A 13,170-nucleotide genomic window follows, 5' to 3' on the forward strand; every position below is an offset into this window, starting at 1 on the left:
CCCCCCCTGCTCGCTGCGGCGCCGGCGCACAGCCGCGGCACAGAAGGGACGGCGCACAACCGGGCCCGAGAGCGGCGCGCGGACGGAACGCGGCCCGGCGCGCGGCGTGACGCGGCGGAGGCGCCGCCCGGGCAGGGCCGTCCCGCGACCGCGCCCGCCCGGCCGGTCGCCCGGGGGTATTACTCTCTGACCTGGAATGACAGGTATTGCGAAGTACGCGGCTTTCTTTGACGGCGAACGGACGCGTTCACGTCTCGACGCGCGCGGCCCGGGTGCCTGATCATGGATACCCCCGTCCCCCCGAACGCGAGGATCGATGTCGGCATACGCGCGCTTCCCCACGATCTTCGGCGATGAGATCGTCTTCGCCGCAGAGGACGATCTGTGGATGGTCCCCGCCACCGGCGGGCGGGCCTTCCGCCTGACCGCCGGGGTCGCCGAGGCCGCCTATCCCCGCTTCTCCCCCGACGGCTCCCAGATCGCCTACGTCGGCCGTGAGGAAGGCCCGGAAGAGGTCTACGTCATGCCCTCCGAGGGCGGCGCCGCCACCCGGCTGACCTACGACGACGCCGTGTGCACGATCGCCGGGTGGGACTCCGGCGGCGCCGTGCTGTACGCCAGCGACGAGGGCCAGCCCATCGGCCGCCGCCGCTGGCTGCACCGCATCCGCCCCGGCGGCCGTGCCGAGCGCCTGCCCTACGGCCCGGCCAACACCATCTCCCACGGTCCCGGCGGCGGCGTGGTCATCGGCCGCAACACCGCCGACCCCGCGCGCTGGAAGCGCTACCGCGGCGGCACCGCCGGCGACCTGTGGGTGGACGCGAACGGCGACGGCGAGTTCGCCCGGCTCATCAGCCTGGCCGGGAACCTGGCCTCCCCTTGCTGGATCGGCGAGCGCGTCTACTTCCTGTCCGATCACGAGGGCGTGGGCAACGTCTACTCCTGCACCCCCGACGGCCGGGACCTGCGCCGCCACACCGACCACGCCGACTACTACGCCCGCAACCTCACCGGCGACGGCCGGCGTCTGGTCTACCACGCCGGCGCCGAGCTGTACGTCCTGGACGCGGCCGACGGCGAGACGCGCCGCGTGGAGGTCCGGCTGGGCAGCCCGCGCACCCAGCGCAACCGCCGGTTCGTCCCCGCCGCCCACTACCTCGACAGCGCCACCCTCTCCCCCGACGGCAGCGGCCTGGCCATCACCACGCGCGGCAAGGCCTACTCCTTCGGCGGCTGGGAGGGCCCGGTCCGCCAGCACGGCGAGGCCGACGGCGTCCGCTACCGCCTGCTGACCTGGTTGCGCGACGCCGAGCGGCTGGTGGCCGCCGCCAGCGACGAGGGCGACCGCGAGGTGCTGGTCGTGCTCGCCGCCGACGGCGCCACCCCCGCCCGGCGGCTGGACCACCTGGACACCGGCCGCGCCATCTCCCTGGCCGTCTGTCCCGGCGCCGACCGCGTCGCGATCGCCAACCACCGCAACGAACTGCTGATCATCGACCTGCCCGCCGACGGCGAGGCCGTCATGACCGTCGCCGACCGCAGCGGCTTCGGCCGCATCGAGGACCCGGTGTGGTCCAGAGACGGAGACTGGCTGGCCTACACCCGCCCGGAGTCCGCGCAGACCACCGCGATCCGGCTGTACGAGATGGCGACCGGCGAGTCGCGCGCGGCGACCCGGCCCGTGCTGCGCGACCGCGGGCCCGCCTTCGACCCCGAGGGCCGCTACCTGTACTTCATCGGCGAACGGGTCTTCAACCCCGTCTTCGACGAGCTGCAGTTCGACCTGGGCTTCCCCCTGGGCACCCGCCCGTACGCGGTGGCGCTGCGCGCCGACGTCGGCTCGCCGTTCGTCTCCGAGCCGCGACCCCTGACCGGCGATGCCGGCACCTCGGCCAAGGACGACCCCAAGGACGACCCCGACGAGGACTCCGGCGCGGACACCAGTGCGGACACCAGTGCGGACACCGCTCCCGACGGCGACACCGGCAGCGGCGACGACCCCGGCGAGCAGGGCGAGGAGGAGACCGGCGGGCTGACCATCGACTTCGACGGCATCGACCGCCGCGTCGTCGCCTTCCCCGTCCCCGAGGGCCGCTACGACCGCGTGGCCGCCACCAAGGACAAGGTCCTGTTCACCTCCTCCCCCGTCCAGGGCAGCCGCGGCGACGACTACGCCGACCCGCCCTCGGCCACCCTGCAGGCCTACGACCTGACCCGGCAGAAGCTGGAGACGCTGGTCTCGGGCGTCGCCGACTTCCAGATCGGCCCCGACGGCGCGACCCTGCTGTACCGCTCGCGCCGCCGCCTGCGCGTGGTCAAGGCCGGCGAGACCCCGCCCGAGGACGACTCGGCCACCCGCTCCGGCGGGTGGATCGACCTGGACCGGGTCAAGGTCTCGGTGAACCCCGCCGCCGAGTGGCGGCAGATGTTCCGCGAGGCCTGGCGGCTGCAGCGCGAGCACTTCTGGGACCAGGACATGGCCGGGGTGGACTGGGACGCCGTCTACGACCGCTACCTGCCCCTGGTCGACCGGGTCGGCACCCGCGGCGAGTTCTCCGACCTGCTGTGGGAGGTCCAGGGCGAGCTCGGCACCTCCCACGCCTACGAGAGCGGCGGGGAGTACCGCCCCCGGCCCCACTACTCCCAGGGCAAGCTCGGCGTCGACTGGTCCTACGCCGACGGCGTGCACACCATCGCCCGCGTCCTGCGCGGCGACCCCTGGGACCCGGAGTCCACCTCGCCGCTCAACCGGCCCGGCCTGGACGTACGGCCCGGCGACGCGGTGGTGGCGATCAACGGCCGTCCCGTCGAAGGCCCCGACGGCCCGGCGCGGCTGCTGGTCAACCAGGCCGACCAGGAGGTCGAGCTGACCATCAGGCGCGGCGACGCCAAGCCCCGCACGATCGTCGTCAAGGCCGCCTCCGACGAGCAGCCCGCCCGCTACCGCGACTGGGTGGAGTCCAACCGGCGGCGCACCCACGAACGCACCGGCGGCAGGATCGGCTACCTCCACATCCCCGACATGGGCGTGGGCGGCTACGCCGAGTTCCACCGCGGCTTCCTGGCCGAGTACGACCGCGAGGGGCTGGTGGTGGACGTCCGCTTCAACGGCGGCGGCTTCGTCTCCGGCCTGCTGATGCAGAAGCTCGCCCGGCGGCGGCTGGGCTACGACTTCCCGCGCTGGAGCGTCCCCGAGCCCTACCCCGCCGAGTCGCCGCGCGGCCCGATGGTGGCCATCACCAACGAGTTCGCCGGCTCCGACGGCGACATCTTCAGCCACACCTTCAAGCTGCTGCGCCTCGGCCCGCTGATCGGCAAGCGGACCTGGGGCGGGGTGATCGGCATCTGGCCGCGCCACCGGCTGGCCGACGGCACGGTCACCACCCAGCCGGAGTTCTCCTTCGCCTTCGACGACGTCGGCTGGCGGGTGGAGAACTACGGCACCGACCCCGACATCGAGGTCGACATCACCCCGCAGGACTACGCGCGCGGCGTGGACACCCAGCTCGAACGCGCCATCGACGTCGCCCTGGAGCAGCTGGCGGAAAACCCGCCCCACACCCCGCGCCCGGCCGACCGCCCCCACCTGGGCGCCCCACCCCTGCCGCCCCGCGCCTGATCACCCGCCCTCAGCCACCGACCGACCCGCCCGCCCTCGGGACGGTCACGGTCTGCGTAGAGCTCGATGGAGCGTGCTCACTTACTGCTGCTTTCGGCCGCCCGGGTGAGGACGATGTCCAGCAGGCCGGGGAAGCGGGACTCCAGTTCGCCGCGGCGCAGGGTGAGGTAGAGCTTGCGGCCCGCGCGGCGCTGGTGGATCACTCCGCTCTCGCGAAGGATCCGCCAGTGGCTGGTCATGCTCGACTTGGGCACGTCAGGAAGGATCTCGCCGCAGAACCGCTCTTCGCCGGAGGCCAGGGCCCGCGCGATGCCCAGCCGGACCGGATGCCCGAGCGCCGCGAGCACATCGACCAGCTCGATCTCCTCAGCGTCGGGATGGTGCAGTTCTGCCATGACTACCACTGTACGGGGTTTTCGTACATTTTCCTCTTTTGGCTTGACACCCCTCATCGGACCGTACGAACATCTCGTACCGTCCATCGTACGCGATTCACGTACAGTCGAGCCCTGAGGACCGCCATGGCCACGTCATCCAACGCCGCCCTGCAGAACGCCGCGCTCGCGGCGTCGCTGGAAGGAACCTTCTCCAGCCGTCACGCCGAGGTGAACGGAGTCCGCCTGCACTACGTCGAGGGCGGCAGCGGTGAGCCGCTGCTCCTGCTCGGCGGGTGGCCACAGACCTGGTGGCAATGGAACAAGGTCATGCCCGCACTGGCCCGCCGCCACCGGGTGATCGCCGTAGACCTGCGCGGCATGGGAGACTCGGGCAAACCCGCCGACGGCTACGACAAGAAGACCATGGCGGCCGACATCCACGCCCTCGTCCGCCACCTGGGCCTGTCGGCGGTCGGCATCGCCGGCCACGACATCGGCGCCATGGTCGCCTACGCCTTCGCGGCCAACCATCCCGAGGCGACCACGAAGATCGCGCTGCTGGACGTCCCCCACCCCGACAAGACGTGGTCGGCGTTCAGCCTGCTTCCCGAGCCCGACCAGCACGCCGACTCGGTCATCGAGGCCGGCGCCCGCTCCTACCTGTGGTGGTTCGCCTTCAACCAGGTTCGCGGCCTGCCCGAGCGACTGCTGGAAGGCCGCAGCCGCCTGCTGGTCGACTGGCTGTTCGACCGTCAGGCCAAGGACCCGGCCTCCATCGACGAGCGATCCCGGCAGGTGTACGCCCACGCCTACTCCACCGCCGACGCCGTACGCGCGGGCAACGGCTGGTACCAGACCCTCACCCGCGACATCGACGACGAGCAGACCTACGGACGGGTGAGCGCACCGGTCCTCGCCCTCGGCGGGGACGAGAGCAACTACGTCTACCTGCGCGAACTCATGCCGTCCAAGGGCACGGACGTCCAGGTGGTCGAGGTCGCCGACTGCGGCCACTACATTCCCGAGGAACAACCCCAGACCGTCATCGACGCCCTGACCGCCTTCCTCTGCTGACCACGCGATCCTCCTGGAACCGAGGGGAGGCCGGGGCCGCCGAACGGCGAGCCGTGGCCGTCCCGGGTGGTCAGCCCGCCGGGGCGGCGGGCTCGCGGGCGGCGTAGGCGCGCAGCCGTGCGGCCAGCGCGGCCACCTCCTGCCGCAGCGCGTCCGGGGCCAGCACCGTGAACGGCACGCCCAGGCTCGCCAGCATCCTGGCCATGCCGTCCAGCCGGTCGGCGCGGGAGGTCACCAGCACCCCGTCCTCGGTCTCGGCCAGTGTGGCCACCGAGCGCGGCAGCAGCCGTCCGGCCTCGGCCAGGGTCGTCTCCAGCACCACGCGCACCTCGTGCCGGTAGGGCACCGAGGACAGCGACTCCATGACCCGTGCCACCGGGTCGAAGTCCCCCGGGTCGGGGAAGACCGTCTCCAGCGGCTCGGCCGCGGCCACCCGGTCCAGCCGGAAGGTGCGCACCTCGCCCTTGAGATGATCAAAGCCGGTGACGTACCACCGGCCCGCGTGGAACACCAGGCCGTAGGAATCCAGCTCGCGCTCACTGGCCTCGCCACGCCAGGAGCGGTAGGCCAGCCGCACCCGCCTGCGCCGCCGGGCCGCCTCGGCCAGGGTGAGCAGCGTGCGCGCGGCCGGGCGCGGCGCCGTCGCCGCCCGCCCGGTGAGGTCCACGGCGCCCGCCACCGCCTCCACACGCTCCCGCGACGCCGCGGGCAGCACTCTGCTGACCTTGGCGAGTGCGCTCTCGGTCGCGCTCTCGCCCACCGCCAGCCCGGTGCGCCGGCCCGCCATCAGCCCCAGCACCACGGCGGCGGCCTCGTCCTCGGAGAACATCAGCGGCGGCAGCTTGTACCCGGGCAGCAGGCGGTACCCGCCGTACCGGCCGCGCCCGCCCTCCACCGGCACGCCGAGCTCGACCAGGCGCAGCACGTACCGGCGCACCGTGCGCTCGTCCACCTCCAGGCGGCGGGCCAGCTCGGCGCCGGTCAGCCCGGGGGCGGCCTGCAGCAACTCCAGCAGCGTCAGCACCCGCGTCACCGGATGGGGCATGTCGGAGAACTCCTGTCGTCATCCGGACGGGTTTCGCCCGGATTCGAGCCTACGGTGAAGCCGTCACCTCGGCATCCCACCGGCAAGGGAGAAATGGATATGAGCACTTTCGTACTGGTCCCCGGGTTCTGGCTCGGCGCGTGGGCCTGGCGGGAGGTCACCGAGCGGCTCCGGGCGGATGGGCACACCGCGTACCCGCTCACCCTCACCGGGCTCGCCGACCGCGAGCACCTGGGCGGCCCGGCCACCGGCCTGGACACCCATATCGACGACATCGTCAACACGATCGTGCACGAGGATCTGCGCGAGGTGGTGCTGGTCGCGCACAGCGGCGCCGGAGGCCCGGTCACCGGCGCGGCCGACCGTGTCCCCGGCCGGATCGCCAAGGTCGTCTACCTCGACAGCGGCCCGCTGGCCGACGGCCAGAGCCAGCTCGACTTCTACCCGCCCAAGGGCAGGGAGTTCGTCAGCTCCCGCCTGACCGACGGCTGGCGGTACGGCCCCCCGTCCTGGCAGGAGCAGGCGGCCCTCGGCGCGAGCCCGGCGGGCATCCCCGAGGACGCCAAACCCGGCATCGCCGCCCGCATGACACCCCAGCCGTACGGAACGCTCACCCAGCCGCTGCGCCTCTCAGGCACGGGCGCCGCGCCGCCCAAGGCCCTGGTGACCTGCTCCTTCCCACTGGACCAGGTCAAGGCCATGATCGCCACCGGCCATCCGCTCTTCGCCGCCCTGGCGGGCCCGGAATGGGAACTACACGCCCTGCCCACCGGCCACTGGCCGATGTTCTCCCGCCCGTCGGACACCGCGTGTCTGCTCGGTTCGTTGTAAGCACCGAACCACGGCCCTTTACATTGTAGATCACGAGGATGGCAGTCCTGGCCGGCCACGATCGGCCGGGGCGCGCGGCTTCCCGGTCGAACGGCCGACCGTGACCCGCCCCGACCGTTCGCGCCGTCCCGCTACCTGCCGGCGGCCGAGGCCTCGGGCGTGAGCGGCCCGGCCGCGTCCCAGGGGAAGCCGGTCTTGAACGTGGCGCGGGCCAGGGCCTTCTGGCCGTCGGCGTTGGGGTGGAAGTAGTCCCATCTGCTGATGTGGTCGAGGGTGAAGGGGTAGTCGAAGACCGCGCCGCCGTCGCTGCGGCAGCCCGGGGCGTAGGCGGCGCACGCGGCGGCCATCTCGGCGTTGTAGTCGCGCACCCGGTCACGGACCCGCTCCCTGCGGGCGCGGTCCTTCTTGGCGTCGGAGGAGGCGCGGGCCAGCATCGAGGGGCAGATGTGCCCGAGCGCCCAGAACGAGCGGGCCACCACCTTGTCCTTGCCCAGCCGCCACAACCGTTTGACGTCGGGGATGCTGGCCGCGAAGACCTTCGCGCCCGTGGGGGCCAGCACCGCCAGCGCCCGCTCCACGCGGGCCCGGTACACCGGCACGGGGGTCATCTTCGCCTCGTCGTCGACGCAGGCGTCCTGCGCGCCGATCAGGATCGTGACGTACCCGGCCTTGGCCGCCGCCGCCTTCTCGGCCTGGGCGGCCAGGTCGGCGCTGGCCGACCCCGGCACCGCGAAGTTCAGGTTGTGTCCCTTGACGCCCGGGGCCAGCGCCAGCAGGCGCAGGTAGTGGCTGTTGACCCCGGCGTCGTCACCGGACGACCAGGAACGCGAACTGCAGGAGACGTACCAGCCGCAGGCGTTGAAACCCGCGCTGATCGAGTCGCCGAGCGCCGCCATCACCGGGGGGACCGGATCGGCCGCCGCCGGGGCCGCCGCCACGGGCGTCCACATCACCGCGGCGGCCACAACGAACACGATCTTCGCGACCATGATCACCTCTATCCGGCACGATCGAGCGGGGCAGAAGAGCGGACACCAACGTAGGGATCACCGGCGGCGCTCTCTATGACCTGCGGGCGAGGCGTTGCTAGCGTTGACCGAGTTCCTATCCTTGCTTGACACGGCCTCCGACCTGTGTAGACGGCGTTGACAGGGGAACACGCGGACGGCATGGGTACGCCCATACCGGCACCCGATGTCGAACGCGTTCAGTTTCCGAATAAGGTGGGCAGAGTGAGTGTCGCGCTCGGGATAACCCGCCCCCCGCTGGTTCGTACCGTCCCCGTCCACCACCCCGAAGACCTGATCGCGCGACTGCCGCAGGCCCCGCCGTACGCCTGGGTCCACCAGGGCGAAGGGCTGGTGGCCTGGGGCGAGGCCGCCCGGGTCGCCGTCCCCCCCGGCGCGGGACGCTTCGACTGGGCGCGCCGCTGGCTGGGCACGGTGTTCGGCGAGGCCCACATCGACGACGACGTCCACGTGCCCGGCTCGGGGCCGGTCGCGTTCGGGTCCTTCACCTTCGACCCCGACGCCGCCGGGTCGGTGCTGGTCGTGCCGCGCGTCGTGCTCGGCCGCAGGAACGGCCGGGCGTGGCTGACCACCGTCGGCGAGGCCCCCATCGACCTCATGGCGCCCGCCACTCCCCCCGGCCGGGTGGTGTACGGCGACGGCACGCTGACCGCGCCGGAGTGGCAGCACGCGGTGGCCCGCGCGGTGAAGGAGATCCGGTCCGGGCGGCTGGAGAAGGTCGTGCTGGCCCGCGACCTGGTGGCCACCGCCGAGCGTGACATCGACCCGCGCGTGCTGCTGGACCGCCTGGCCCGCGCCTACCCCGACTGCTACACCTTCTCCTGCGCCGGGCTGGTCGGCGCCACCCCCGAGCTGCTGGTGCGGCACACCGGTGAGTCGATCGAGTCGCTGGTGCTGGCCGGCACCACCTACCGGGGCGCCACCCCGGCCGGTGACCGCGCCCAGGGGGCGGCGCTGTTCGCCTCGCCCAAGGACCGGCACGAGCACGCCTGCGCGGTCGCCTCGGTGCGCGAGGCGCTGACCCCGTTGTGCGCGACGTTGTCGGTGCCCGACGAGCCCGAGCTGCTGGTGCTGCCCAACGTCCAGCACCTGGCCAGCCGGGTGCGGGGGCGGCTGGCCGACGGCGCCTCGGTGCTGGACGTCGTGGCCGCCATGCATCCGACCGCGGCCGTCGGCGGCACGCCGACGGCGGTCGCGCTGGAGGTGATCCGCGAGCTGGAGGGCATGGACCGCGGCGGGTACGCGGGCCCGGTCGGCTGGATCGACGCCCGCGGCGACGGCGAGTGGGGCATCGCCCTGCGCTGCGCCCAGATCGAGGGCCGCCGGGCCCGGCTGTTCGCCGGCTGCGGCATCATGGGCGGCTCCGACCCCGAGTCCGAACTCACCGAAGCCCAGGCCAAGTTCCGCGTCATGCGCCAAGCCCTGGAGGGCTGACCTCCTCCTTGGGCGCTCCCCTTACGGACTCTTGCCGAGCCAGGAGCTCCCCGGACAACAAGGGGTGCGCATGAGCCCCAACCAGCGGTGCCGGACGACGTGGTCGAGCACGTGGCCAAGCAGGTTCAGGTTCCCGCCTCCGAGCTCGGCTTCTACGAGTGGTCCGGCTCCACGATCGAGTACCACCACAGTCAGATCCGCACGCACCCGCGTTTTTCGCACCCACACGACCGCGGTGGCGCACGTGCGGCCGCTGGTCGCCGAGCGAGACGCCCAGCGTCGGGAACTGCTCAGCGATCTTCAGCGCGGTGAGAGGGCACGGTGCTGCAGCTGTGTGACCAGGCGTTTGCGCGGGTGAAGTCGAGATCCGGTCAGCGGTGCTCCAGCCCGCCGAGTACGCCGTGCTGAGTCCGGAACGCGAGAACTACCTGCGGACGCGGATCGCGCACCGATTAGGTTTCCGCGCCGCGCCCGTCTGTACGTGTGAGATCGACTCACGAGAGGCTGCATGATGCGGAAACTGATCTTCGGCATGAACGTGACCCTGGACGGCTACATCGCCGCGACCGGCGACGACATCGGCTGGAGTGGAGGGGAGGGGCCGGACTCGTCGCTGAGCGCCGAGCTGTTCCAGTGGTGGTACGACCAGATGCGGGCGAGCGAGCTGTCGCTGTACGGGCGCAAGCTGTGGGAGACGATGAGCTCCCACTGGCCGACCGGCGACCAGCTGCCCAACGCCACCCCGGCGGAGATCGAGTTCGCGCGCCTCTGGCGGGACATGCCGAAGGTGGTGTTCTCATCGACGATCGACAAGGTCGACTGGAACACCCGCCTGGTCACCGGCGACGCGGTCGCCGAGATCGCCCGGCTCAGGGCCGAGGACGGCGGCCCGATGGACATCGGCGGCGCGACGCTCGCCGGGGCGGCCATGCGGGCCGGGCTGATCGACGAGTACGCGCTGGTCACCGTGCCGGTCCTGGTGGGCGGCGGCACGCCGTTCTTCACCGCGCTGGACAGCTGGGTGAACCTGAAGCTGGTCGAGACGCGGACATTTCCCGGCGGCGTGGTGCTGACCCGATACGAGAGGAGGCGATGAGCACGGGCCAGATGCTCGGCTCGTAAGGCCAGGCCGAAATCCTTCCTTGCGTGCTCACCGTGCCCCTCGGCGATGAGGGAACCTCTCCCGGCCCTTCCTTGCGTTCCGAGTGAGCTGTTGACCGGCTCGCCGAAGATGAGGACGACGGCGTCGTTGATCGTGACGATGTTCTTCGGGCATAGGAATGCCCCGCCGGCAACGCCGGCGGGGCGGTGGTGTTCGCGTCCCCGCGTTGGTGTTCAGCTGGTCGGGGTGCTCATTCCGCGGTGACTTCGGTGACGCCGGTCCGTGCGCCGGACTCGTCGATGATGGGGACTTGTCGGATCACAGCGTCGCGGGCAGGCTGAGCCATGGCTTGTCGGTGGCGTCGAATCCGGTGAGCTCGGCGATCTTCCCGTCGACGATGCGCAGGACCGCGATGGCGAACAAACGGTATTCCGGGTCGTCGGGAGTGCGGAGGTACAGCGCGGCGGCAGGCATGCGGTTGACCGTCGTGGCGATGCAGCGCCAGTCGTCGTGGCCGCGCTGGAAGAGCCCACCGGAGACCCAGCCGTCCACCGCGTCCTTGGCCGTGACGATCAAGGTGCCCGGATCGGGCAGCATCGCGAAGCGCAGGTCGTCGCGCAGCAGGGCCATCAGCCCGTCGAGGTCGTTGCGCTCATGGGCGTCGATATACGACTTCACCACGTCGCGCTCGTCATCCGACAGCTCGTGCGTGGCAGGGCGCCGCCAGTCGAGGCGGCGGTCGGGCAGCTGCTCGCGCATCGTCACGCGCGCCCGCTGCAGTGCGCTGGTCACCGATGCGACGGTCAGCTCGAGGGCGTCGGCGGCCTTCGGCGCAGGCCAGCCGAGGACGTCGCGCAGGATGAACACCGCCCGCTGCCGCGGCGGCAGGTGCTGGACGGCGACGATGAACGCCAGCTCGATCGTCTCCCGGGCCACCACCGATTCCTGCGGATCCTCCGGGAGCATCCGGTCCGGGTAGGGCTGCAGGTAGTGCACTTCCGAGCCCGCTCCCGGCAGCTCGGCGGGCACGGGAGTGCGGTCGTTGCGCTTCTCCAGGAAGTCGAGGCAGGCGTTCGTCGCGATCCGGTACAGCCAGGTCCGCAGCGCAGCGTGGCCCTTGAACGACTCCCGCTTGTTCCACACCCGCAGGAACGTCTCCTGCGTCATGTCCTGGGCGTCCTCGTAGTTCGCGAGCATCCGGTAGCAGTGCACCTGCAGCTCACGCCGGTAGGGCTCCGTGATGAGCGCGAACTGTGCCGCGTCATTCGAACGGGCCGCCGCGATGAACGCGGCCTTGTCGTCGCCTGGCAGTCTGGCGTCGGTCATGGTCGTCAATCCTTCCGCAGGTGGCGAGGGGCTACCAGAACTGACGACATGGTGGAGTATTTCTGAGCGGTGAAGCCGCTGACACCGGGCCGTTCGTCAGGCCGGATGGGTCGGGCCGGTCCAGGGGACGTGTTCAGGTCGGGCGCGCCTCGATGTCGAGGTGGGGGTCCCCGTGGTACGGGGGAAGGATCGGGCGGATATGGCTGCTCTGGTTGATCGCCCAGTGCAGCGGCCGATCCCTGCCAGCCAGCGGCAAGCCCCACGCGTCTTCGGCGTCCGGGTCACGCAACGGACAGCGACTGCCGCCGAGGTCGGGTAGGTGAAGCTGTAGGGCCCGTCGATGCCGGCGGTGTTTCATAGGTGTTCGCTTATGCAACGCAAGTCCCGCAAGACGATCAAGCTTGTTCGGGGCTCATGACACGTTTCTTACCGGCACCCAGCAAACAGGCCCGGCGAGATCACCTCACCGGGCCGGGGGAAGACCTGGTTTCTCAACTCAGCTTGCGCACGATACGGAGGATCTCGTCCAGCTTCCCACCGTGATCGTCGAGCTTGGCACTGTGCTCGTCCAGCTTCTTGGTGTGCCCATCGACCGTGGCCGTGAGCACGTCAAGCTTGGCACTGTGCTCGTCCAGCTTCCTGGTGTGCCCATCGACCGTGGCCGTGAGCACATCAAGCTTCTTGGTGTGCCCGTCCACCGTGGCCGTGAGCACATCAAGCTTCGCACTGTGCTCGTCCAGCTTCCTGGTGTGCCCATCGACCGTAGCCGTGAGCACATCAAGCTTCTTGGTGTGCCCGTCCACCGTGGCCGTGAGCACATCAAGCTTCGCACTGTGCTCGTCCAGCTTCCTGGTGTGCCCATCGACCGTAGCCGTGAGCACGTCAAGCTTGGCACTGTGCTCGTCCAGCTTCCTGGTGTGCCCATCGACCGTGGCCGTGAGCACGTCGAGCTTGGCACTGTGCTCGTCGAACTTCTTGGAGTGCTCCTCCAGGATTCTGGTGTGTCCGGCGACGGTGGTCGCGACGTGGTCCAGGATCTTGGTCTGGTGCTCGAAGAGCGACGTGTGGACTTTCTGCTGCTCCCGGATGCCCTTGATGTCCTTGACGATGAGCGTGTAGAACTCGCGCGCCGTCTCCGAGGTACGCTTCGCCTCGTCGGCCACATAGGTCATGGCCACGGTCTGGTTGTGCATCTCGTCGAGCCTGCCCTCGATTCGGGTAACGCGCTGTTCAAGATCGGCATATGACATTCTCATCTCCTTCCGCCACGAACACTACCGGTGGATCATGACCCTTCGCTTACGATCGGCGACTCTACGTGAGAATGTTTCATC

10 protein-coding genes are annotated in these 13,170 nt (G+C 70.9%); 5 read left to right on the top strand and 5 right to left on the bottom strand.

Annotation, left to right across the window (positions count from 1 at the left end):
• The first annotated feature begins 316 nt into the window (after positions 1 to 316).
• Complete coding sequence (locus BJ982_RS27455) at positions 317 to 3,619, top strand: S41 family peptidase (protein WP_184884749.1); 3,303 nt, start codon at positions 317 to 319, stop codon at positions 3,617 to 3,619.
• 77 nt (positions 3,620 to 3,696) lie between these two features.
• Here the strand turns inward: BJ982_RS27455 and BJ982_RS27460 are convergent, their stop codons facing one another.
• The gene (locus tag BJ982_RS27460; RefSeq protein ID WP_184884751.1) at positions 3,697 to 4,014 is read right to left on the bottom strand and encodes an ArsR/SmtB family transcription factor; all 318 of its coding nucleotides are present in this window, start codon (positions 4,012 to 4,014) and stop codon (positions 3,697 to 3,699) included.
• Positions 4,015 to 4,140: 126 nt separating this feature from the next.
• On the opposite strand from BJ982_RS27460, the gene BJ982_RS27465 reads away from it, so the two are divergent.
• Complete coding sequence (locus BJ982_RS27465; protein WP_184884753.1) at positions 4,141 to 5,070, top strand: alpha/beta fold hydrolase; 930 nt, start codon at positions 4,141 to 4,143, stop codon at positions 5,068 to 5,070.
• Positions 5,071 to 5,140: 70 nt separating this feature from the next.
• Here the strand turns inward: BJ982_RS27465 and BJ982_RS27470 are convergent, their stop codons facing one another.
• Positions 5,141 to 6,115 (bottom strand): helix-turn-helix transcriptional regulator, encoded by a 975-nt coding sequence (locus BJ982_RS27470; protein WP_184884755.1) that lies wholly within the window; start codon positions 6,113 to 6,115, stop codon positions 5,141 to 5,143.
• Positions 6,116 to 6,214: 99 nt separating this feature from the next.
• Here BJ982_RS27470 and BJ982_RS27475 point away from each other — a divergent pair, with 99 nt between their 5' ends.
• Complete coding sequence (locus tag BJ982_RS27475) at positions 6,215 to 6,946, top strand: alpha/beta fold hydrolase (RefSeq protein WP_184884757.1); 732 nt, start codon at positions 6,215 to 6,217, stop codon at positions 6,944 to 6,946.
• A gap of 131 nt (positions 6,947 to 7,077) precedes the next feature.
• On the opposite strand, the gene BJ982_RS27480 is transcribed toward BJ982_RS27475, so the two are convergent.
• Positions 7,078 to 7,935 carry a GDSL-type esterase/lipase family protein gene (locus BJ982_RS27480; protein WP_184884760.1) on the bottom strand — a complete coding sequence of 286 codons (858 nt, stop codon included), beginning with the start codon at positions 7,933 to 7,935 and terminating at the stop codon, positions 7,078 to 7,080.
• Between the two features lie 243 nt (positions 7,936 to 8,178).
• Here BJ982_RS27480 and BJ982_RS27485 point away from each other — a divergent pair, with 243 nt between their 5' ends.
• Together BJ982_RS27485 and BJ982_RS27490 are read left to right on the top strand one after the other, a co-directional pair.
• Positions 8,179 to 9,408, top strand: coding sequence for an isochorismate synthase (locus tag BJ982_RS27485; RefSeq protein WP_239122649.1), 1,230 nt, complete (start codon positions 8,179 to 8,181; stop codon positions 9,406 to 9,408).
• A 511-nt stretch (positions 9,409 to 9,919) separates the two neighbouring features.
• On the top strand, positions 9,920 to 10,504 hold the full coding sequence (locus BJ982_RS27490) for a dihydrofolate reductase family protein (protein ID WP_184889389.1): 585 nt from the start codon (positions 9,920 to 9,922) through the stop codon (positions 10,502 to 10,504).
• A gap of 324 nt (positions 10,505 to 10,828) precedes the next feature.
• Here the strand turns inward: BJ982_RS27490 and BJ982_RS27495 are convergent, their stop codons facing one another.
• Together BJ982_RS27495 and BJ982_RS27500 are read right to left on the bottom strand one after the other, a co-directional pair.
• Complete coding sequence (locus BJ982_RS27495; protein ID WP_184884764.1) at positions 10,829 to 11,836, bottom strand: RNA polymerase subunit sigma-70; 1,008 nt, start codon at positions 11,834 to 11,836, stop codon at positions 10,829 to 10,831.
• Positions 11,837 to 12,327: 491 nt separating this feature from the next.
• Positions 12,328 to 13,086 carry a hypothetical protein gene (locus tag BJ982_RS27500; protein WP_184884766.1) on the bottom strand — a complete coding sequence of 253 codons (759 nt, stop codon included), beginning with the start codon at positions 13,084 to 13,086 and terminating at the stop codon, positions 12,328 to 12,330.
• Positions 13,087 to 13,170 lie beyond the last annotated feature (84 nt).

The organism is Sphaerisporangium siamense, assembly GCF_014205275.1.
Lineage (GTDB): Bacteria > Actinomycetota > Actinomycetes > Streptosporangiales > Streptosporangiaceae > Sphaerisporangium > Sphaerisporangium siamense.